Origin of the sequence: Glutamicibacter sp. (genome assembly GCF_050701915.1) — a bacterium.
Taxonomy (GTDB): domain Bacteria; phylum Actinomycetota; class Actinomycetes; order Actinomycetales; family Micrococcaceae; genus Glutamicibacter.
Genome location: NZ_JBOGEG010000015.1, coordinates 17,022 through 37,550 on the forward strand (window position 1 = coordinate 17,022; position 20,529 = coordinate 37,550).

A 20,529-nucleotide genomic window follows, 5' to 3' on the forward strand; every position below is an offset into this window, starting at 1 on the left:
TGACGCCCTGCCTGCGCTGAACGTGCAGGCAGCGGCCGAGAATTCAACCCTCATTCGTATCGACTTCAGACACCACAGAAGAGAGAAAAGGACCATATGTCCAACGATTCCTCATTCGGCCTCATGCGAATCAACCTTGCCACCGCGGATGAAATCCGTGGATGGAGCTACGGCGAGGTAAAGAAGCCGGAAACCATTAACTACCGCACCCTGAAGCCGGAGAAGGACGGTCTTTTCTGCGAAAAGATCTTCGGTCCTTCCCGCGACTGGGAATGCTACTGCGGCAAGTACAAGCGCGTGCGCTTCAAGGGCATCATCTGCGAGCGTTGTGGCGTTGAGGTGACCCGTGCGAACGTTCGTCGTGAGCGCATGGGCCACATCGAGCTTGCAGCTCCAGTGACCCACATCTGGTACTTCAAGGGCGTTCCATCGCGCTTGGGCTACCTGCTCGATCTGGCTCCGAAGGACCTCGAAAAGGTCATCTACTTCGCTGCCTACATGATCACCGGTGTTGACGAGGCACGTCGCCATGCCGAAATGCCTAACCTGCAGGCCCAGCACGACCTGGAACTGCGCAACCTTGCGAACAACGCAGAAGCTGACAAGAAGGCTGTCGCAGCCGACTTGGAAGCTGAGCTGGAGCGCATGGAAGCAGACGGCGCCAAGAACGCTGAGCTGAACAAGGCTCGCACCCTGGCTGAGAAGACCGTTCTGCAGATCGACAAGCGCGCCAAGGCCGAGGCCGAGCGCCTGCGTGCGGTCTGGGAACGCTTCAAGGGCCTGAAGGTCGCTGACCTTGAGGGTGACGAAGGACTGTACCGCACCATGCGTGAGAAGTACGGACTGTTCTTCGAAGGCTCGATGGGTGCAGAAGCAATCCAGAAGCGCCTTGAGAACTTCGATCTGGCGGGCGAAGCTGAAGAGCTGAAGACCATCATCGAAAACGGCAAGGGCCAGAAGAAGGCTCGCGCCCTCAAGCGCCTGAAGGTTGTCAACGCCTTCTTGGTCAATGGCAACTCGCCTAAGGGCATGGTGCTTGACGCCGTTCCAGTGATCCCGCCAGAACTGCGCCCAATGGTTCAGCTCGACGGTGGCCGTTTCGCTACTTCGGACCTCAACGACCTGTACCGCCGTGTGATCAACCGCAACAACCGCCTCAAGCGCCTGCTTGATCTCGGTGCGCCAGAGATCATCGTGAACAACGAAAAGCGCATGATGCAGGAAGCTGTTGACTCGCTGTTCGATAACGGCCGTCGTGGCCGTCCGGTGACCGGTCCAGGTAACCGCCCGCTGAAGTCCCTGAGCGACATGCTCAAGGGCAAGCAGGGTCGTTTCCGTCAGAACCTGCTTGGCAAGCGCGTTGACTACTCGGGCCGTTCGGTCATCGTGGTCGGCCCGCAGCTGAAGCTGCACCAGTGTGGTCTGCCAAAGCAGATGGCCCTGGAGCTCTTCAAGCCTTTCGTGATGAAGCGCCTGGTTGACCTCAACCACGCACAGAACATCAAGTCGGCTAAGCGCATGGTCGAGCGTTACCGTCCACAGGTTTGGGATGTTCTCGAAGAGATCATCACCGAGCACCCGGTGCTGCTGAACCGTGCACCTACCCTGCACCGCTTGGGCATCCAGGCCTTCGAACCACAGCTGATCGAAGGCAAGGCCCTGCAGCTGCACCCATTGGTTTGCGGCGCGTTCAACGCTGACTTCGACGGCGACCAGATGGCAGTTCACCTGCCGCTGAGCCCCGAAGCGCAGGCTGAAGCTCGCATCTTGATGCTGTCCTCGCACAACATCTTGAAGCCTTCCGATGGCCGCCCAGTGGCACAGCCTTCGCAGGATATGATCATCGGCTTGCACCACTTGACCACCAAGCGTGCAACCGAAAAGGGCGCCGGCCGCGTGTTCGCTACCGTATCTGAGGCCATCATGGCCAAGGACCTGGGCGAACTGCACCTGAACGCACCGATCAAGGTCCGCGTGGAGAACTTCGTTCCTTCCGCAGACCAGCCAGCCCCTGAGGGCTGGGAGCCAGGTACCCCAGCACTGCTGGATACCTCGCTTGGCCAGGTGCTGTTCAACGACACCCTGCCTGGGGACTACCCATGGGTAGCCACCGTGGCTGGCAAGGATGCGCTCTCGGAGATCGTCAACGATCTGGCAGAGCGCTACCCGAAGATCATTGCCGCCGCTACCCTGGATAACCTGAAGGACGCCGGTTTCTACTGGTCGACCCGCTCGGGTGTCACCGTGGCGATCTCGGACATTACCTCGAACATGGATAAGGCAGCCATCTTGGCTCCTTACGAGGTAAAGGCCGCCAAGGTCCAGGCTTCCTACGACAAGGGCCTGATTGCAGATACCGAGCGCCGCCAGGACCTGATCGACATCTGGACCAAGGCTACCGACGAGGTTGCCGAGGCGATGAAGAACGGCATGGAAGAGCTGAACACCATTAACCGAATGGTGACTTCCAAGGCTCGTGGTAACTACCTGCAACTGCGTCAGATCGCGGGTATCCGTGGTCTGGTGTCCAACCCTAAGGGTGAAATCATTCCTCGCCCGATCAAGTCTTCCTACCGTGAAGGCCTGTCGGTTCTGGAGTACTTCATCGCGACCCACGGCGCCCGTAAGGGCCTGGCGGATACCGCGCTGAAGACCGCTAACTCGGGTTACCTGACCCGTCGTCTGGTGGACGTTTCGCAGGACGTTATCGTTCGCGAAGAGGACTGCGGCACCAAGCGCGGCTTGACCGTTGCCATTGCGGATAACTCTGCTGGCATCCGCGTCAAGCACGAGACCGTCGAGAACTCGGCGTACACCCGTACGCTGGCTACCGATGTCAAGAACGCCGAAGGCACCGTACTGGCTACCGCCGGTTCGGATGTCGGCGACGTGCTGATCGACGAGCTGTACGCTGCAGGCGTGGACGAGATCCGCGTTCGCTCCGTGCTGACCTGCGACTCGGCTGTTGGAACCTGTGCACTGTGCTACGGCCGTTCGCTGGCCAGCGGCAAGACCGTGGACATCGGCGAGGCTGTGGGCATTATCGCCGCGCAGTCCATCGGCGAGCCTGGTACCCAGCTGACCATGCGTACCTTCCACACCGGTGGTGTTGCGTCGGCTGACGATATCACCCAGGGTCTGCCTCGTATCCAGGAACTGTTCGAAGCCCGTACCCCTAAGGGTGTGGCTCCGATGTCCGAGGTTTCCGGTCGCGTGTCGATCGAAGACGACGAGAAGCAGCTGCGTGTTGTAGTCACTCCAGACAACGGCGACGAGAAGCAGGCCTACCCGGTTCTGCGTCGTGCCCGCCTGTTGGTTGAAGAGGGCGAAAGCATCATTGCCGGTACCCAGCTCACCAGCGGTACCTTGGATCCGAAGCAGGTTCTTCGAGTCCTCGGCCCGCGTGAGGCACAGAAGTTCCTGGTCCGCGAGGTCCAGGACGTGTACCAGTCCCAGGGTGTAGGCATCCACGATAAGCACGTGGAAGTCATCGTCCGCCAGATGCTGCGCCGCGTCACCGTCATCGAGTCCGGCGAGACCGACTTGCTGCCAGGCGAGTTGGCCGATCGTTCGCGCTTCACCGCTGCGAACCGCAAGGCCGTCTCGGAAGGCAAGCGTCCAGCTGCCGGCCGTGACGAGCTGATGGGCATCACCAAGGCCTCGCTGGCCACCGATTCGTGGTTGTCGGCTGCTTCCTTCCAGGAAACCACCCGCGTCCTGACTCAGGCTGCGATGGAAGGCAAGGAAGACCCACTGCGCGGTCTGAAGGAAAACGTGATCATCGGTAAGCTGATCCCGGCCGGTACCGGTCTGGATCGCTACACCCAGGTCAACGTCGAGCCAACCGATGAAGCAAAGGCGACTTTGTTCACCGGCACCTCGGCCTTCTCCTCGGGCCTGTACGACGATGCGCTGGAAGGCGGGCTGTCGCCTGAATTCCGTGCCATCTCGATGGACGACTACGATCACGGCTCGGACTTCCGCTAAACCGGAAGCCCTGGCACCGTAAGGTAGTTTGACCCAATGCCTGCCCGCACACTGTGCGGGCAGGCATTGGGCGTTTAACCCCGGAAGTTCTCCGTGATCTGCGCGCTGGGGCAAACGCGCAGCCAGGGGGAGAGGATATTAGTAGATTGATCGCCTGGGAGATTTAGTATCCAGTATTTGCCCGGAGCGCATCCGCCGGCAAGCAGGCAGCGGCCAGCCGCGGATTCAGGTGGTTTTCACCTGGTGGCCCCACGGCGTTCAGCTGGGGCCGGTAGCGTAGTCACTACCCAAACCGTCTCGATGGCGGCGGGGGCCAAGGGTGGCCGGTCGGTGAGATAGCTTACTGTACGTGGTGGCTCGGTGGATTAATGCTAGACTGAGATCAATTGTTTTATGTGTGGCAAAATGGACTCCGTCCGGGTTGCGGGTAGGTTGCGCAACGAATGCCACACTTTCGCACGCCTAGGGACTTTTGATTCTGAGTGGGCGGTAAAGCAAGCAGCTAGCTACATTGCGAAGCGCTAAAACTTTTCTAGGCTTAGGCGTTTTCGTCGTGTTGCCGAAGAACTTAGACAATGGAAGGACACGAAAGTGCCTACTATTCAGCAGCTGGTCCGCAAGGGCCGCTCGCCTAAGGTCGTCAAGACCAAGGCCCCTGCCCTTAAGGGCAACCCAATGCGCCGTGGCGTGTGCACCCGTGTGTACACCACCACCCCGAAGAAGCCAAACTCGGCTCTGCGTAAGGTCGCACGTGTGCGCCTTGCCGGTGGCATCGAAGTTACCGCTTACATTCCAGGTGTCGGACACAACCTGCAGGAACACTCCATCGTGCTCGTTCGCGGTGGTCGTGTAAAGGACCTTCCAGGTGTTCGCTACAAGATTGTTCGTGGTGCTCTGGATACCCAGGGTGTGAAGGATCGTAAGCAGGCTCGTTCCCGCTACGGTGCAAAGAAGGATGGTAAGTAATGCCTCGTAAGGGTCCGGCGCCAAAGCGCCCACTAGTTTCTGATCCAGTCTTCGACTCCCCATTGGTCACCCAGTTGATCAACAAGGTTCTCGTAGACGGCAAGAAGTCCACTGCAGAGCGCATTGTTTACGGTGCACTCGAAGGTGCCGCAGCAAAGTCCGGCGCCGACGCTGTTTCGACCCTCAAGAAGGCCATGGACAACATCCGTCCAGCCCTCGAGGTTCGTTCCCGCCGTGTCGGTGGCGCTACCTACCAGGTTCCTGTTGAGGTCAAGCCAGGCCGTGCAACCGCACTGGCTCTGCGCTGGCTGGTTGGCTACTCGAAGGCTCGCCGCGAGAAGACCATGATCGAACGTTTGATGAACGAGATCCTGGACGCATCGAACGGTCTGGGTGCCGCTGTGAAGCGTCGCGAAGACACTCACAAGATGGCCGAGTCCAACAAGGCCTTCGCACACTACCGCTGGTAAGAACCGCTCGGAAAAGCTGGGCATCAACCGATGCCCAGCAATTCCGGCCTCACCTTATAGGGAGACAACGTGGCACAGGACGTGCTTACTGACCTTAACAAGGTCCGCAACATCGGCATCATGGCTCACATCGATGCCGGTAAGACCACTACTACTGAGCGCATCCTTTTCTACACGGGTGTGAACCACAAGCTCGGTGAAACCCACGACGGTGCTTCGACCACCGACTGGATGGAGCAGGAGAAGGAACGCGGTATCACCATTACCTCCGCGGCCGTTACCTGCTTCTGGAATAAGAACCAGATCAACATCATCGATACCCCGGGCCACGTTGACTTCACCGTTGAGGTGGAGCGCTCGCTGCGCGTGCTCGATGGCGCCGTTGCCGTCTTCGATGGCAAGGAAGGCGTTGAGCCTCAGTCTGAGACCGTTTGGCGCCAGGCTGACAAGTACGACGTTCCACGTATCTGCTTCGTCAACAAGATGGACAAGCTGGGTGCTGACTTCTACTTCACCGTAGAGACCATCATCAAGCGCTTGGGTGCCAAGCCGCTGGTAATGCAGCTGCCAATCGGCTCCGAGTCGGAGTTCACCGGCGTTGTGGATCTGCTGACCATGAAGGCTTTCGTTTGGGAAGGCGACTCCAAGGGTGACGTCACCATGGGCGCTGCTTACGAAGTCCAGGAAATCCCAGCAGACCTGCAGGAAAAGGCTGAAGAGTACCGCGCCAAGCTGGTTGAAGATGTCGCTGAGGCATCCGAAGAGCTCATGGAGAAGTACCTCGAAGGCGAAGAGGTCTCGATCGAGGAACTGAAGGCTGGCATCCGCAAGCTGACCGTGAACTCGGAAGCTTACCCAGTATTCTGTGGTTCGGCCTTCAAGAACCGCGGCGTGCAGCCAATGCTCGACGCTGTTATCGACTTCTTGCCTTCCCCGCTCGACGTGGGCGCAATGGTTGGTCACGATCCAAAGAACGAAGAAATCGAGCTCACTCGCGAGCCTTCCGAGGATGCACCATTCTCGGCGCTGGCATTCAAGATTGCTGCTCACCCATTCTTCGGCCAGTTGAACTTCATCCGCGTTTACTCGGGCAGGGCAGAGTCCGGCGCACAGCTGCTGAACTCCACCAAGCAGAAGAAGGAACGCGTTGGCAAGCTCTTCCAGATGCACTCCAACAAGGAGCAGCCGGTAGACGAGATCCACGCAGGTCACATCTACGCTGTGATCGGCCTGAAGGACACCACCACCGGTGACACCCTGTGCGATCCGCAGAACCCAATCGTTCTTGAGTCGATGAGCTTCCCGGATCCAGTGATCTTCGTTGCCATCGAACCAAAGACCAAGGGTGACCAGGAAAAGCTGTCGACCGCTATCCAGAAGCTGTCCGCAGAAGATCCAACCTTCACCGTCTCCCTGAACGAAGACACCGGCCAGACCGAAATCGGCGGCATGGGCGAGCTTCACTTGGACATCCTCGTTGACCGCATGAAGCGCGAATTCCGCGTTGAGGCCAACGTCGGCAAGCCACAGGTTGCATACCGCGAAACCATCAAGAAGGCTGTGGAGAAGGTTGACTTCACCCACAAGAAGCAGACCGGTGGTTCGGGCCAGTTCGCAAAGGTCCAGGTCTCGTTCGAGCCTCTGGAAGTTGTTGACGGCGTAACCTACGAGTTCAAGAACGCCGTAACCGGTGGTCGTGTTCCTCGCGAATACATCCCTTCCATTGACGCTGGTATCCAGGACGCAATGCAGTACGGTATCCTCGCAGGCTACCCACTGGTTGGCGTCAAGGCTACCCTCATCGATGGTGCTTACCACGATGTCGACTCCTCGGAAATGGCCTTCAAGATCGCTGGTTCCCAGGTATTCAAGGAAGGCGCACGCCGCGCTAACCCTGTTCTGCTTGAACCACTGATGAGCGTTGAAGTCCGTACCCCAGAAGAGTACATGGGCGATGTCATCGGTGACTTGAACTCCCGCCGTGGTTCCATCCAGGAGATGTCCGACGCTGCTGGCGTCAAGGTCATCCGCGCTGGTGTGCCACTGTCCGAGATGTTCGGTTACATTGGTGACCTGCGTTCCAAGACCCAGGGTCGCGCAGTTTACTCGATGACCTTCGACAGCTACTCTGAGGTCCCGAAGGCAGTTGCCGACGAGATCATCCAGAAGTCCCGCGGCGAGTAATCGTCTCGGAATAAAAACCTGGCCGTGACCCCCTTAGCGGGGAAGTGGCCGATCGCGGGCCGGTTCCGTTGAAAAACGGAGCCGGCACCGCAAACGGCCAACGAGGGATTTGCATCACAATGCAGGCCCCGCAGAGGACCGGAATTTCCTAAATTATCCAAGCCCCCAGTAGACTATTTCTAGTTCGTTTGCGAACCGCGCAGACGAAGAATGTCTTCTGTAAATGTTTCTAGGAGGAACTTGTGGCAAAGGCAAAGTTCGAGCGCAACAAGCCGCACGTCAACATTGGTACCATCGGTCACGTTGACCACGGTAAGACCACTCTGACCGCGGCAATCTCCAAGGTTCTGGCTGACAAGTACCCAGACCTGAACGAACAGCGCGACTTCGCTAACATCGACTCGGCACCGGAAGAGCGCCAGCGCGGTATTACCATCAACATCTCGCACATCGAGTACCAGACCGAGAAGCGCCACTACGCACACGTAGACGCTCCAGGTCACGCTGACTATGTCAAGAACATGATCACCGGTGCTGCTCAGATGGACGGCGCAATCCTCGTTGTTGCCGCTACCGATGGCCCGATGGCTCAGACCCGCGAGCACGTTCTGCTGGCCCGCCAGGTTGGTGTTCCAACCCTGATGGTTGCACTGAACAAGTCGGACATGGTTGATGACGAAGAGCTGCTCGAGCTCGTGGAGATGGAAGTTCGCGAACTTCTGTCCTCGCAGGGCTTCGATGGCGACGACGCTCCAGTTATCCGCGTTTCGGGCCTGAAGGCTCTGGAAGGCGATCCAAAGTGGGTTGCAGCTGTTGAGGAACTGATGGACGCTGCTGACAGCTTCATCCCAGATCCAGTTCGCGACCGCGACAAGCCATTCCTGATGCCAATTGAAGATGTCTTCACCATCACCGGCCGCGGTACCGTTGTTACCGGTCGCGCCGAGCGTGGCACCCTGGCACTGAACTCGGAAGTTGAGATTGTAGGCATCCGCCCAATCCAGAAGACTACCGTTACCGGTATCGAGATGTTCCACAAGCAGCTCGACGAAGCATGGGCTGGCGAGAACTGTGGTCTGCTGCTTCGCGGTCTGAAGCGCGACGATGTTGAGCGTGGCCAGGTTATCGTAGCTCCAGGCTCGATCACCCCACACACCAACTTCGAAGCTAACGTCTACATCCTGTCGAAGGACGAAGGCGGACGTCACAACCCGTTCTACTCGAACTACCGTCCGCAGTTCTACTTCCGCACCACCGACGTAACCGGCGTTATCACCCTCCCAGAGGGCACCGAAATGGTTATGCCTGGCGACAACACCGAAATGTCGGTTGAGCTGATCCAGCCAATCGCCATGGAAGAGGGCCTCGGCTTCGCAATTCGCGAAGGCGGCCGCACCGTTGGTTCGGGCAAGGTTACCACCATCACCAAGTAGTCAATACTTGTGGATGTAGTTCCCTAGCGGACTGAAAATTCCCCCAGCACTTATGTGCTGGGGGATTTTTTCGTTAAATGCGAGCGTCAGCTAGTGAATATATCTAGAAGGTGGTCTAATTGGAGAGCGCAACAATTCGCTAAGTGGGGGAGTGGCTTCAATGATGGGCTGGATCATCGTTTCTATCATCTTGGTCCTGTTGGCTTTCGGCCTCGGCCGGCGCCAGGGCCAACGCGGGAAATCGCAAAGCCAGCAACAGCTTGATGCACTGGGCGAAGCCTGGCAGAAAGGCTACGACGAGGCAGTGAAGTACCTGGGGCAAGCCGGGCCACCGGCTGCCCCGGCACCGGCACCGACAGCTGCCGAAGCACCCGGAATCCCGGCACCGCAGCTCCAGCCGCAGCCAGCCCGGCCGCAGGCATCAAGTAGCGGCGATGCGGCGCCGGCTGCACCGATGGCCCCTGCCAGCCAGCCATACCTCCAGCCAGCCGCGGCCGGTCCTGCTCCCGCCTACCGCGCGCCTGCCCCCATGGCCCCGCCCCGGCCCGCTGCGCCAGCAAAGCCCATCAAGGTGCTTACCAAGCGCGAGCGCGAACTGCGCAACATCAACATCACGCTCTACGTCGCGGCCTTGATGATCGTTGCCGCCGGCGCACTATTCCTGAGCTTCGCGCTCCCGCCGCTGTCAAAGCTCATCGCCTTCTTCCTGCTGTCAGCCGCCTTCTACGGCGGCGGCCTTGTAACCTTCGCGGTGAAGCCATCCTTGCGGCCGGCCGGAGCCGCCTTTGCCGGCACCGGGCTGGCCCTGCTGCCGCTGTGCGCCATCGCTACCTACAACACCGTGACCATATCCGGCCCTGCGACCTGGCTGGTTTTCTCGGCCATCGGTACGGTAGCCGTGGGCTACGCAACGATTACGTTCAAGTCCCGTGTATTGGCCTGGGTCGCCGTGCTGATTCTGGTCAGCACCGCCATGGCCAGCGCGGCCGCGATGCAGCGTGGCGTCCTGTACTACATGCTGATCCTGCTGGTGCTCTCGATTGTGCTGATGCTCCTGGGGGTACGCAGCGAAAGGATCCGCCACTCAATCTTCTTCCAGGCTCTGCTGGGCACCGCGCAGCTGCTGCCTGCGTTTGTCTTCGCGCTCTCGGTGATCCTCTTCGAGATGCTCACCAGCCGTGATTTGTTCTGGATCTTCGCCTTGCTCACCGCCCAGTTGCTGCTCAGCGTCAGGCTGCTTCCCAACCTGCGGTTGCTTCGCACCTACGCTGCCCGCGCTGCTTTCATGGCGATGCTCGTGGCCGGCTGCAACTACCTCGGCTTCTCCGGGACGAGCACCTGGCTGGTGCTCGCCTTCGCCTTCGGGCTCCAGGCCGTAGCGGTATTGCTCTGCTCCACCGGCTACCAGCAGAGACTTGGACTGGCGCGCAGGCATCTGCAAAGTGAACGTGCGGTGCTGTGGTGCTCGGGTGTCGTTTCAGTGACCGGCGCCTATCTCTACGCGCAGGGCTTCGAGGCCTTCGTGCTCAGCTACATCGCGGTTCCCATCTTCTTGGTGTTGTGCATTCCTGGCCTGCTGCGCAGCGCCAAGATGGAAGCGGGAGTCATCGCGGTCCTTCCCCTGGTAGCGCTGGTTGATATGCAGAACCACAGCTGGCGCCCGCTGGTGGTATTCGCCCTGGCCCTGCTCGGGCTTTCGCTGGCTCATCGCAACGCCCGCGACTTGCCTAGGGAAATGGCGGGCCGTGCGCGCTGGGTTCTCACGCTGGTTGGCGCAGGCGTGCTCGGCGCTGCGCTCCATGAGCTCACGGCCGGGGACTCCGGGAAGTCCGAGAACTCTGCCCCGTTGATTGCGGTGCTCTTCGTGCTGTTCATCTTGTGGGCGGCGAATCTGGCGAACCGTGCCTTGCTGGATCCCGGCATGGCGCAGGGGCACCGCCTGGGCCGCATGGCCGCTTCGGCATTGCTTGGCGCGGTGCTGCTCATTGGCCTGCGACTGCTGTCAACCGCTGGCGACTATGGCTACGCAAGCGAAGGCAACGTGCTGTTCCTTGGCATCGGCGGACTGGCCTGGTTCATCACTGGCCTCGCGATCGCCGTTGGCCTGGTCATTGCCTCGGGTTGGAAGCTTCGAGATCTTCCTGCTCAGCGCCCCGAGCTGGATAAGCCGGTCAACCTGGCGGCGGCCTGCCTGCTGATGGGGCTCTATGCGCTCAGCTTCGGCAAGGACATCTGGCTGCTGGCGATCCTCATCGGCTCGGCAAGCTTGGGGTATTTCATCTGGTGCCTGCGCCGCAGCACCAAGACGCAGTGGAAGATCCTCTATGCCGCGCTGGCCCAGGTGCTCTTCAGCTCCATGGTGTGGTGGTTTGCCTACAGCATGGAATTCGACATCCACGGCCGGTTCTGCCTGCTGCTGGTTTCGGTGGCCATCCCGCAGCTGTTCCGTTTGCTGGCCAGCATCCGCACGGGCAAAGCGCTGCGCAGGGAATTGCGCTGGATGGCTGTTGGGCTGCTGGTTGGCATCCCAGTGGCGACGCTGGCCTATGGCCAGTTCATGGGCGGCATGGATCGGGGAGCGGCGCTCTTGGCCTGCCTGTTCTTCGGACTGCACGGCTTGGCCGCATTCAAGGCCGAGACCACCCTAACGGTGGCCAAGGGCCAGTTCTATCTGTTTGCCCCGATCCTGTCACTGATCCTGATGATCAGCATTCCGGCGCTGGCCATGGGCGATGGGACCGGATGGGTCCGCTCCACGTGGTGGAGTTCGCAGGTTGCTTGCGCGATGCTGCTTGCCCTGAGCCTGGCGGCGCTCTTCCTTGAATGGCGGTTGCGTACGAATAAGCAGTACTCGATGGCCCTGGGCCTGGCCATCTTCCTCCCGGCTGCTTGGGCCGCCGCGTGGCAGGCGGGGTCGTGGTGGGCAGTTGGCACGCACCTGCTGCTGGCTCTGGCCTTCATCCTGATGGTGCACACGCGTAAGAGTGCCTGGTATGCCGCCGGAGCCAGCATCATGCTGTGCGTCGCCATCCTGCGTGCCGTCTTCGAAATGCGGCAAGCTGGCGGGGCGTGGATCCTCGCGCCGATGGATGTCGCATGGGCGCTGATTGGCGCGGGCATAGCGCTGTACCTGCTGGCCATCTTCCATGGGCGGATGAAGGACCCGATGCCCGGCTATCCGGAATTCGGCTACCGCCACGCCGATCCGCCCGGCAGCGCCTCGCGGTTGTACTTCGCTGGAATGCTCCTGGCCCTCTTGCTGGCCGGTGGCATCGCCCACCTGGATGGCGGTGCGAACTGGCGGGTGGTAGGCGGAGCGCTGCTGGTCTTCGGCGTTGCGGTGCTGGTGCGGCTATTTGAGCTACCGCAACGGCTTGTGCCCTACGCGGTGGACGGCTTCATCCTCCTGGGTGCGCTGCTTGCGCTGAGCAGCTATGCGCAGATCCTTGGCACCCCGCGAGCCAGCAACTTGGCAGCCTACGCCTGCATCATTGCGGTCGTGCTGGTGGCGTGGCGCAATATCAGGGCCAACGCGCAATTGGAGAAGATCTACCTGCTGGCCGCCTCGGTGTCCGGCAGCCTGGCCTTGCTCACCGCGCTGATCGACTCCAATGGTGATGCGCAGGTGATCGGCCTGGTCTTCTTCGGTGGCTTGGTGGCCTGGGGCTTGAAGCTGGGGGAGCGGCTGTACATTTGGTGGGGTGCGGTGGCTATCACCTTGGCCGTCTTGTGGTTCCTGCGTGATCTGGCTTTCCTCTGGCTGGTGATCATTGGCTTGGGGTTGATTGCTGCCGCGGTCTTCAAGCTGGTGAAGGTCGACAAGCAGAATTCTGTGCCGGCGAATCCGGACAGCCCTGTTGATCCACCGACGCCTCCGGGGCAGGAACCGACCGGCCATGATGAGCCACGCTAGGCGTGAGGTCAAGATCACGGGCGCGGATAGGCATAAAAGATTTGCGCGATCGTTGCCGACCTGTCAGACTAGATAAGTTGCTTCAATGCAACCCGGTCCCCATTTATGGGGTAACCGGTCTGGTTTGAACGACCGGGATCGACTCTCACGCAGGATAATGCCTGGGGTTCGGGATCGATACGACTGCTTCAAGCTATAAGGCCCTTCGATAAAGTGAAAACTTTGTGGGAGTGTTGCGACTGAAAATTTCGCGACACGCCCGAGCGCGGGGGTCGGAGCCACCTGCGGGTGAGGAACCCGGATCTGATTCGGATTCAGCCGCAGAGCAAGGCGTGCCGGTCTGCAAAGACCCGTATATAGGCACAGAAACTTTAGATAGTGCTAACAGAAAGAGGCATGACGCCATGGCGGGACAGAAAATCCGCATCCGGCTGAAGTCGTATGACCACGAGGTCATTGACGTTTCGGCCCGGAAGATCGTTGAGACGGTCACGCGCGCAGGCGCAACCGTAGTCGGCCCAGTGCCGCTGCCAACGGAGAAGAACGTGTACTGCGTTATCCGTTCGCCACACAAGTACAAGGACAGCCGTGAGCACTTCGAAATGCGCACGCACAAGCGTCTGATCGACATCGTCGATCCGACCCCGAAGGCTGTTGATTCGCTGATGCGTCTCGACCTGCCAGCGGATGTCAACATCGAAATCAAGCTTTAAGGGGAGGTGGCGAGAAAACTATGACCGCAACCCGTAATTTCAAGGGCCTGCTGGGCACGAAGCTCGGCATGACCCAGGTTTGGGATTCGAACAACAACCTGATCCCTGTCACCGTCGTGCAGGCTGATAGCAACGTTGTCACCAAGCTCATCAACGAAGAGCGCGATGGCTACACCGCAGTTCAGATCGGCTACGGCCAGATCGATCCTCGCAAGGTCACCAAGCCACTGGCTGGTCACTTCGAGGCTGCTGGCGTCACCCCACGTCGCCACTTGGTAGAACTGCGCACCGCAGACGCTGCCGAGTACACCGCAGGCCAGGAACTTTCCGTAGAGGTCTTCGAAGCCGGCCAGAAGGTCGACGTCGTAGGCACCTCGAAGGGTAAGGGCTTCGCCGGCGTTATGAAGCGTCACAACTTCCACGGTGTTGGCGCATCGCACGGTGCTCACAAGAACCACCGTAAGCCAGGTTCCATCGGCGGCGCATCGACCCCAGGTCGCGTATTCCGCGGACAGAAGATGGCCGGTCGCATGGGTGCTGAGCGTGTTACCACTCAGAACCTGACCATTCACGCTATCGACGTTGAGAAGAACCTCCTGCTGATCAAGGGTGCCGTTCCAGGTGCCCGCGGCCGCGTCGTTCTCGTACGCAACGCCGTGAAGGGAGCATAAGTAAATGACTAAGGCACTTAACGTCGAACTGCCTGCAGAGATCTTCGACGTACAGACCAACGTCCCGCTGCTGCACCAGGTTGTCGTTGCACAGCTTGCTGCTGCCCGCCAGGGTACCCACAAGACCAAGGACCGCTCCGAGGTTTCGGGTGCAGGTCGCAAGCCGTTCAAGCAGAAGGGTACCGGCCGCGCCCGTCAGGGTTCGATCCGTGCTCCACACATGACCGGTGGTGGCATTGTCCACGGTCCAACCCCACGTGATTACTCGCAGCGTACCCCGAAGAAGATGAAGGCTGCTGCACTGCGCGGCGCCCTGTCTGATCGCGCACGCTTCGATCGCGTTCACGTGATTGAGAACTTGGTTGCTGGCGAAACGCCATCGACCAAGGATGCTCTGGCTACCTTGCGTTCGCTCACCGAGCGCAAGAACCTGCTTGTCGTCATCGATCGCGCCAACGATGTTGCAGCCCTTTCGGTTCGCAACCTTGTCAATGTGCACGTTCTGTACGTCGACCAGCTGAACACCTACGATGTTCTGGTTTCGGATGACGTAGTCTTCACCAAGGCTGCCTTCGATGCCCTGGTCCAGAAGGAGGAAGCCAAGTGAGCGCGTTCTCAAAGGCTCCACACGACGTGGTCATCGCACCTGTCGTATCGGAAAAGAGCTACGGTCTGATCGATCAAGGTCAGTACACCTTCGAGGTGGCACCAAGCTCCAACAAGTCGGAAATCAAGTACGCCGTTGAAGCTATCTTCAACGTCAAGGTTGACTCCGTAAACACCATCAACCGAGCTGGTAAGCGCAAGCGCACCCGCTTCGGGTGGGGAACGCGCAAGAGCACCAAGCGCGCCATCATCACCCTGAAGGACGGCTCGATTGACATCTTCGGCGGTCCGCTTTCCTAAGCGGAGACCACTTTAACGAGGAATATTAATAATGGGAATTCGTAAGTACAAGCCGACTACCCCGGGCCTTCGCGGCTCGTCGGTAGCCGACTTCGCAGAAATCACCCGATCGACTCCGGAAAAGTCGTTGGTTCGTCCCCTGACCAAGTCAGGCGGCCGTAACAACACCGGTAAGATCACCACCCGTCACAAGGGTGGCGGACACAAGCGCGCCTACCGTGTTATCGACTTCCGTCGTCACGACAAGGACGGCGTTCCGGCAAAGGTCGCTCACATCGAGTACGACCCGAACCGTACCGCTCGTATCGCACTGCTCCACTACGTGGACGGCACCAAGCGCTACATCATCGCACCGAACAACCTCAAGCAGGGTGACCCAATTGAGGCCGGCGCAAGCGCCGACATCAAGCCAGGCAACAACCTGCCACTGCGTAACATCCCGGTTGGTACCGTGATTCACGCTGTTGAGCTTCGCCCAGGCGGCGGCGCTAAGATGGCTCGTTCCGCTGGTGCTTCGATCCAGCTGGTAGCCCGTGAGGGCCGCTACGCTCAGCTGCGTTTGCCTTCGGGCGAAATCCGCAACGTTGATGTGCGCTGCCGCGCAACCATCGGCGAAGTTGGCAACGCCGAGCAGATCAACATCAACTGGGGCAAGGCCGGCCGTATGCGCTGGAAGGGCGTACGCCCAACCGTTCGTGGCGTTGTCATGAACCCAGTTGACCACCCACATGGTGGCGGTGAGGGCAAGACCTCCGGTGGTCGTCACCCGGTCAACCCTAACGGTAAGCGTGAGGGACGCACCCGTCGTCCAAACAAGGAAAGCGACAAGCTCATTGTGCGTCGCCGCAAGACCGGCAAGAACAAGCGATAGGAGCCTGGAAACATGCCACGCAGCCTGAAGAAAGGCCCCTTCGTCGATCAGCACCTGTTCCTAAAGGTCGTTGCTGAAAACGATAAGGGCACCAAGAACGTCATCAAGACGTGGTCCCGCCGTTCGATGATCATCCCGGACATGCTGGGACACACCATCGCCGTACATGACGGTCGCAAGCACATTCCTGTGTTCGTAACCGAATCCATGGTTGGACACAAGCTCGGAGAGTTTGCCCCAACCCGTACGTTCCGTGGCCACGTGAAGGACGACAAGAAGGGCAAGCGCCGCTAGGCCCCGCAAGGGAACTAGTATCGCTTAGCACTTCTTCGATAGACGAGAGAAGGATAGCAATGGAAGCCAAGGCAATTGCGCGTCACATCCGCGTAACGCCTATGAAGGCCCGGCGCGTCGTCAACCTTGTTCGTGGTCTGCAGACCAACGAAGCACTGGCCATCTTGAAGTTTGCCCCACAGGCAGCTTCGGAGCCGGTATACAAGGTTGTCGCATCGGCAGTGGCTAACGCCCGTGCCGCCGCGGACCGCGCAGGTGAAGCATTCAATGAGGACGAGCTGTTTATCAGCGAAGCGTTTGTTGACGAAGGTCCGACCATGAAGCGGTTCCAGCCGCGTGCACAGGGTCGCGCATTCCAGATCAAGAAGCGCACCAGCCACGTGACTGTGGTTGTTTCAACCACGCAGAAGGGTGGGGAGAACTAAATGGGACAGAAGATTAACCCGAACGGTTTCCGTCTCGGCATCACCACCGATCACGTTTCCCACTGGTTCGCTGATTCCAGCAAGCCAGGCCAGCGTTACGCTGACTACGTGAAGGAAGATGTCCAGATCCGCGCCCTGCTGTCTAACGGCATGGACCGCGCTGGCATCGCCCGCGTCGAGATCGAGCGTACCCGTGACCGCGTACGTGTGGATATCCACACTGCACGTCCAGGTATCGTAATTGGTCGTCGCGGTGCAGAAGCTGACCGTATTCGTGGCGAGCTGGAAAAGCTCACCAAGAAGCAGGTTCAGCTGAACATCCTCGAGGTCAAGAACCCTGACATGGAGGCCATGCTGGTCGCCCAGGGCATCGCCGAGCAGCTTGCTTCCCGCGTGGCTTTCCGCCGTGCGATGAAGAAGGCAATGCAGTCGGCAATGCGCGCTGGTGCCAAGGGCATCCGCGTTCAGTGCTCCGGTCGACTTGGCGGCGCAGAAATGTCCCGCAAGGAGTTCTACCGCGAAGGCCGTGTGCCACTGCACACCCTGCGCGCGAACATCGACTTCGGCAAGTTCGAAGCCAAGACCACCTTCGGCCGTATCGGCGTGAAGGTCTGGATCTACAAGGGTGACGTAACCGCCAAGGAACTGGCTGCACAGCAAGCTGCTGCTCCAGCTCGTGGCGGCCGCGGCGGCGGCAACGATCGTCCACGTGGCGGCGAACGCCGTCGTCGTAACGATCGCAAGGGCGCTGCAGCTCCGGCTGCGGAAGGAGGACAGGCTTAAATGCTTATCCCACGTCGTGTGAAGTTCCGCAAGCAGCACCACCCAAAGCGTTCGGGTGCTGCCAAGGGCGGTACCACCGTTGCTTTCGGTGAGTACGGCATCCAGGCGTTGACCCCGGCTTACGTGACTAACCGTCAGATCGAAGCCGCTCGTATCGCCATGACCCGTTACATCAAGCGTGGCGGTAAGGTCTGGATCAACATCTACCCAGACCGTCCGCTTACCAAGAAGCCTGCCGAAACCCGCATGGGTTCCGGTAAGGGTTCGCCGGAGTGGTGGGTCGCCAACGTCAAGCCAGGACGAGTCATGTTTGAACTCGGTGGCGTCAGTGAAGAGGTAGCTAAAGAGGCATTGCGTCTTGCAATCCACAAGCTGCCAATGAAGGCACGCATCGTGCGTCGTGAAGGTGGTGAATAGGGATGTCTATCGGCTCGAAAGACCTTAGCATTGAGTCCCTGGACGGCTTCGATACCGCTCGTTTGAACGAGGAATTGAAGAAGGCCAAGGCAGAACTGTTCAACCTGCGTTTCCAGTCGGCTACCGGCCAGCTGGATTCCCACGGGAACCTGAAGACCATCAAGCGCGATATCGCACGCATTTACACTGTGCTGCGCGAGCGCGAGCTGGGCATTCGTCAGGATGTCGTTGTTCCGGTTGAAGAAACCAAGAAGGATTCCAAGTAATGAGCGAGAAGGAGAACGGTGTGGATAACGCTACCGAGCGTAACGACCGCAAGACCCTCCGTGGTTACGTGGTATCTGACAAGATGCAGAAGACCATCGTCGTAGACGTTGAGGACCGTGTTAAGCACGCCCTTTACGGCAAGGTCATGCGTCGCAACAAGAACGTGAAGGCTCACGACGAGAACAACGACGCCGGCATCGGCGACTTGGTTGTAATCGCTGAGACCCGCCCGCTGTCGGCTGACAAGCGCTGGCGTCTCGTTGAGATCGTGGAGAAGGCTAAGTAAGCTTTCGCTTCGATTTCACGGATCTCGTGATTGAAGAATGCCCCGGACTTTTCGCAAGAAGAGTTCGGGGCATTTCTGTCTTAAAAAGCAGCGGGCAAAATGCCACACTGGACTATGGAACAGATCAGGAAACTGCGCCCTGCAGGGCTCGTCAACTCGCCAGGTTTCAGCCACGTAGCCATCGTCCCGCCGGGTGCCAGCACTATCTATGTGGGTGGGCAGAACGCCGTAGACGGCACCGGGCAGCTGATCGGAGCCGGGGACGCCGCAGCGCAGGCGGCCAAGGCGCTGGGAAATGCCAAGCTCGCCTTGGCTGCCGCCAAAGCGAGCCTCCAAGACGTTGTGCAATGGAATGTGCTCCTGGTGGAAGGAATCGACATCGATAGCGTTTATGCCGCCATCGGCCCGCAATTGGCAGCTGCTGAACCGCCACTGGTGACTGCAGCCTTCGTCGCGAAGCTCGGTTTGCCAGGAGCGCTGGTTGAAATCAGTGCCGTGGCGGCAGTGCCGGCAGACTAGTTTCGGCCTTTCGATAGGTGCCGGGGGAGTAGCCCAAGACTTTGCGGAAGTCTGCCGCAAGGTGGGCTTGATCCGCATATCCCAGCTCCGCAGCGATGCCAGCGATGGAAACTGCAGGATCCTCGCGCAGCCGATGAGCAGCTTCTTGCAAACGGTACCGCCGAATCACCGCCAGCGGGACCAGGCCCAAATACCTTTCCGAAATCCGTTGCAGGCTGCGTGTACTGAGCGACAGGCGCTGGGCCAATTGGGAAACCCTTACGATTCCGCGCTCCGCGGCGACGGTGTCGAGCAGCTCATTGGCTTGAAGGCCAGAACTTGTGGCTGCTGGAAGGTGAGCGGTGAGCCACGAACCGAAGCGCTCAGCACACGCCGGCCCAGCGTCCGCTTGCTCGGGTTGAGCCTTGATCTTGGCTATCGCGGCCAGCAGCCCAGGTGCGCTGAACTGCATTTCCTGGTCCAGCAACTCGACGGGAGCCACCTTGAGAGCCTGCGCAGCCGCTGGCCGCAACAAGGCCGAGACTGCCCAACTGCTCCCGGACAGGTCGCGGTGCGAAGCACCGCTGGCAGGGCCGGATAGCGTGATGCCCTCTGGTTCAATGACCAGATTCATTTGCGGAAACGGCAGGAGCTCCTGCCGTGAGGTGCGTCCGGGCGCAATGTTCCAATCCACCAGCCAAAACCAGGAGACCAAATCCTGGAGGCCTGCACCGGGAGAGAATCGCTCGATTGCCGGTAGCCGGGCAGGGTAGAGAACGCCTCGGGGATCCGGTGCTGATTCCATGGCCTCTACCGCCCGTGCAGGTTGTCGCATATTTACAAGAACCAGCGTGCCACACAGTCCTAGCCTAGGGATATGGAAAATCCAGATGAAGCCACGCTAGGCGTGACGGGAAAACATACGACTGCTGGTGTCCCTCATGGATTCACCAGCCTGACTCCATTCTTGGCTGTGCCCAATGCAAGGGCAGCGCTGGCATTCTATGAAGAAGTGTTCGGTGCGACAGTGCTTGATTCCACAGCAATAGGTGGCGTTGTCGTGCATGCAGAAATTGAATTCGGCAATGGCCGTTTGCAGATCGGGGAACCTTCGCCGGCCTACGGACTAGTCAGCCCGCCAACTACGCCGAACGCCTGCTACTCCTTGGGGTTCTACTGCGAAAATGCAGATGCTGTGGTGGCCAGGGCCGTGGACGCCGGAGCCAGCATTCGTGAACCACTGAGCAACTTCGTCTCGGGGGACCGTTTTGCCTCGATCCTGGATCCCTTTGGAGTGCGTTGGTCCATCATGTCCAGGGTGGAAGACCTGTCGCTGGAAGAGAGCGCCCAGCGCGTAGCGCAGTGGGCGTCGCAGCAGTCATGAATTAGCCAATGGCCAGCCGCAATCGAACCCGGTCGCAATCCAACGGAGCCGAAAGTATCCT

General features: G+C 59.6%; 20 protein-coding genes. 19 read left to right on the plus strand and 1 reads right to left on the minus strand.

The window, feature by feature from the left end:
* The first annotated feature begins 96 nt into the window (after positions 1 to 96).
* The 18 genes from ACRDT3_RS10420 to ACRDT3_RS10505 all read left to right on the plus strand — a co-directional run bounded on the left by ACRDT3_RS10420 (position 97) and on the right by ACRDT3_RS10505 (position 19,105).
* A complete protein-coding gene (locus tag ACRDT3_RS10420; RefSeq protein ID WP_431492918.1) occupies positions 97 to 3,987 on the plus strand; it encodes a DNA-directed RNA polymerase subunit beta' in 3,891 nt (1,296 codons plus the stop codon).
* 591 nt (positions 3,988 to 4,578) lie between these two features.
* Complete coding sequence (gene rpsL, locus ACRDT3_RS10425; RefSeq protein ID WP_047119685.1) at positions 4,579 to 4,953, plus strand: 30S ribosomal protein S12; 375 nt, start codon at positions 4,579 to 4,581, stop codon at positions 4,951 to 4,953.
* Positions 4,953 to 5,423, plus strand: coding sequence for a 30S ribosomal protein S7 (gene rpsG / locus ACRDT3_RS10430; protein WP_013349693.1), 471 nt, complete (start codon positions 4,953 to 4,955; stop codon positions 5,421 to 5,423). Before rpsL ends, rpsG begins: the two co-directional genes overlap by 1 nt.
* Positions 5,424 to 5,492: 69 nt before the next feature.
* Positions 5,493 to 7,607 carry an elongation factor G gene (gene fusA, locus ACRDT3_RS10435; protein ID WP_431492919.1) on the plus strand — a complete coding sequence of 705 codons (2,115 nt, stop codon included), beginning with the start codon at positions 5,493 to 5,495 and terminating at the stop codon, positions 7,605 to 7,607.
* Positions 7,608 to 7,849: 242 nt separating this feature from the next.
* A complete protein-coding gene (gene tuf, locus ACRDT3_RS10440) occupies positions 7,850 to 9,040 on the plus strand; it encodes an elongation factor Tu (RefSeq protein WP_431492920.1) in 1,191 nt (396 codons plus the stop codon).
* 151 nt (positions 9,041 to 9,191) lie between these two features.
* Positions 9,192 to 12,953: a hypothetical protein gene (locus ACRDT3_RS10445; protein WP_431492921.1), complete on the plus strand. Its 3,762-nt coding sequence runs from the start codon at positions 9,192 to 9,194 to the stop codon at positions 12,951 to 12,953.
* Positions 12,954 to 13,357: 404 nt separating this feature from the next.
* The gene (gene rpsJ, locus ACRDT3_RS10450) at positions 13,358 to 13,666 is read left to right on the plus strand and encodes a 30S ribosomal protein S10 (RefSeq protein ID WP_013349689.1); all 309 of its coding nucleotides are present in this window, start codon (positions 13,358 to 13,360) and stop codon (positions 13,664 to 13,666) included.
* A gap of 20 nt (positions 13,667 to 13,686) precedes the next feature.
* Entirely contained in the window at positions 13,687 to 14,337 is a 651-nt protein-coding gene (gene rplC / locus ACRDT3_RS10455; RefSeq protein WP_431492922.1) for a 50S ribosomal protein L3, read from the plus strand.
* 4 nt (positions 14,338 to 14,341) lie between these two features.
* Positions 14,342 to 14,944 (plus strand): 50S ribosomal protein L4, encoded by a 603-nt coding sequence (rplD, locus tag ACRDT3_RS10460; protein WP_105657664.1) that lies wholly within the window; start codon positions 14,342 to 14,344, stop codon positions 14,942 to 14,944.
* Positions 14,941 to 15,243, plus strand: coding sequence for a 50S ribosomal protein L23 (gene rplW, locus ACRDT3_RS10465; protein WP_431492923.1), 303 nt, complete (start codon positions 14,941 to 14,943; stop codon positions 15,241 to 15,243). Before rplD ends, rplW begins: the two co-directional genes overlap by 4 nt.
* A gap of 31 nt (positions 15,244 to 15,274) precedes the next feature.
* Entirely contained in the window at positions 15,275 to 16,114 is an 840-nt protein-coding gene (gene rplB, locus ACRDT3_RS10470; protein ID WP_105657663.1) for a 50S ribosomal protein L2, read from the plus strand.
* Positions 16,115 to 16,126: 12 nt separating this feature from the next.
* Positions 16,127 to 16,408 carry a 30S ribosomal protein S19 gene (rpsS, locus tag ACRDT3_RS10475; protein WP_013349684.1) on the plus strand — a complete coding sequence of 94 codons (282 nt, stop codon included), beginning with the start codon at positions 16,127 to 16,129 and terminating at the stop codon, positions 16,406 to 16,408.
* A 59-nt stretch (positions 16,409 to 16,467) separates the two neighbouring features.
* Entirely contained in the window at positions 16,468 to 16,833 is a 366-nt protein-coding gene (gene rplV, locus ACRDT3_RS10480; protein WP_013349683.1) for a 50S ribosomal protein L22, read from the plus strand.
* Positions 16,834 to 17,616, plus strand: coding sequence for a 30S ribosomal protein S3 (gene rpsC / locus ACRDT3_RS10485; RefSeq protein ID WP_013349682.1), 783 nt, complete (start codon positions 16,834 to 16,836; stop codon positions 17,614 to 17,616). It begins immediately after the preceding gene.
* Positions 17,617 to 18,033, plus strand: coding sequence for a 50S ribosomal protein L16 (rplP, locus tag ACRDT3_RS10490; RefSeq protein WP_105657662.1), 417 nt, complete (start codon positions 17,617 to 17,619; stop codon positions 18,031 to 18,033).
* A gap of 2 nt (positions 18,034 to 18,035) precedes the next feature.
* Positions 18,036 to 18,299: a 50S ribosomal protein L29 gene (gene rpmC, locus ACRDT3_RS10495; protein WP_105657661.1), complete on the plus strand. Its 264-nt coding sequence runs from the start codon at positions 18,036 to 18,038 to the stop codon at positions 18,297 to 18,299.
* Positions 18,299 to 18,586, plus strand: coding sequence for a 30S ribosomal protein S17 (gene rpsQ, locus ACRDT3_RS10500; protein WP_105657660.1), 288 nt, complete (start codon positions 18,299 to 18,301; stop codon positions 18,584 to 18,586). Before rpmC ends, rpsQ begins: the two co-directional genes overlap by 1 nt.
* Positions 18,587 to 18,685: 99 nt before the next feature.
* Positions 18,686 to 19,105 (plus strand): RidA family protein, encoded by a 420-nt coding sequence (locus tag ACRDT3_RS10505; protein WP_431492924.1) that lies wholly within the window; start codon positions 18,686 to 18,688, stop codon positions 19,103 to 19,105.
* On the opposite strand, the gene ACRDT3_RS10510 is transcribed toward ACRDT3_RS10505, so the two are convergent.
* Entirely contained in the window at positions 19,074 to 19,889 is an 816-nt protein-coding gene (locus ACRDT3_RS10510; protein ID WP_431492925.1) for a helix-turn-helix domain-containing protein, read from the minus strand. The genes ACRDT3_RS10505 and ACRDT3_RS10510 overlap by 32 nt on opposite strands.
* A 72-nt stretch (positions 19,890 to 19,961) precedes the next feature.
* On the opposite strand from ACRDT3_RS10510, the gene ACRDT3_RS10515 reads away from it, so the two are divergent.
* Positions 19,962 to 20,468, plus strand: a complete 507-nt coding sequence (locus ACRDT3_RS10515; RefSeq protein WP_431492926.1) for a VOC family protein — start codon at positions 19,962 to 19,964, stop codon at positions 20,466 to 20,468.
* Positions 20,469 to 20,529 lie beyond the last annotated feature (61 nt).

What these genes read in the sequence shown, in the direction of transcription:
- rpsJ (WP_013349689.1), top strand. Translation starts at nt 13,358, where the DNA reads ATGGCGGGACAGAAAATCCGCATCCGGCTGAAGTCGTATGACCACGAG.
- ACRDT3_RS10505 (WP_431492924.1), top strand. Translation starts at nt 18,686, where the DNA reads ATGCCACACTGGACTATGGAACAGATCAGGAAACTGCGCCCTGCAGGG.
- ACRDT3_RS10515 (WP_431492926.1), top strand. Translation starts at nt 19,962, where the DNA reads ATGGAAAATCCAGATGAAGCCACGCTAGGCGTGACGGGAAAACATACG.
- rplD (WP_105657664.1), top strand. Translation starts at nt 14,342, where the DNA reads ATGACTAAGGCACTTAACGTCGAACTGCCTGCAGAGATCTTCGACGTA.
- rplC (WP_431492922.1), top strand. Translation starts at nt 13,687, where the DNA reads ATGACCGCAACCCGTAATTTCAAGGGCCTGCTGGGCACGAAGCTCGGC.
- rpsQ (WP_105657660.1), top strand. Translation starts at nt 18,299, where the DNA reads ATGAGCGAGAAGGAGAACGGTGTGGATAACGCTACCGAGCGTAACGAC.
- ACRDT3_RS10420 (WP_431492918.1), top strand. Translation starts at nt 97, where the DNA reads ATGTCCAACGATTCCTCATTCGGCCTCATGCGAATCAACCTTGCCACC.
- rpmC (WP_105657661.1), top strand. Translation starts at nt 18,036, where the DNA reads ATGTCTATCGGCTCGAAAGACCTTAGCATTGAGTCCCTGGACGGCTTC.
- rplB (WP_105657663.1), top strand. Translation starts at nt 15,275, where the DNA reads ATGGGAATTCGTAAGTACAAGCCGACTACCCCGGGCCTTCGCGGCTCG.
- rpsG (WP_013349693.1), top strand. Translation starts at nt 4,953, where the DNA reads ATGCCTCGTAAGGGTCCGGCGCCAAAGCGCCCACTAGTTTCTGATCCA.
- rplP (WP_105657662.1), top strand. Translation starts at nt 17,617, where the DNA reads ATGCTTATCCCACGTCGTGTGAAGTTCCGCAAGCAGCACCACCCAAAG.
- rpsC (WP_013349682.1), top strand. Translation starts at nt 16,834, where the DNA reads ATGGGACAGAAGATTAACCCGAACGGTTTCCGTCTCGGCATCACCACC.
- rpsS (WP_013349684.1), top strand. Translation starts at nt 16,127, where the DNA reads ATGCCACGCAGCCTGAAGAAAGGCCCCTTCGTCGATCAGCACCTGTTC.
- rplV (WP_013349683.1), top strand. Translation starts at nt 16,468, where the DNA reads ATGGAAGCCAAGGCAATTGCGCGTCACATCCGCGTAACGCCTATGAAG.
- ACRDT3_RS10510 (WP_431492925.1), bottom strand. Translation starts at nt 19,889, where the DNA reads ATGGAATCAGCACCGGATCCCCGAGGCGTTCTCTACCCTGCCCGGCTA.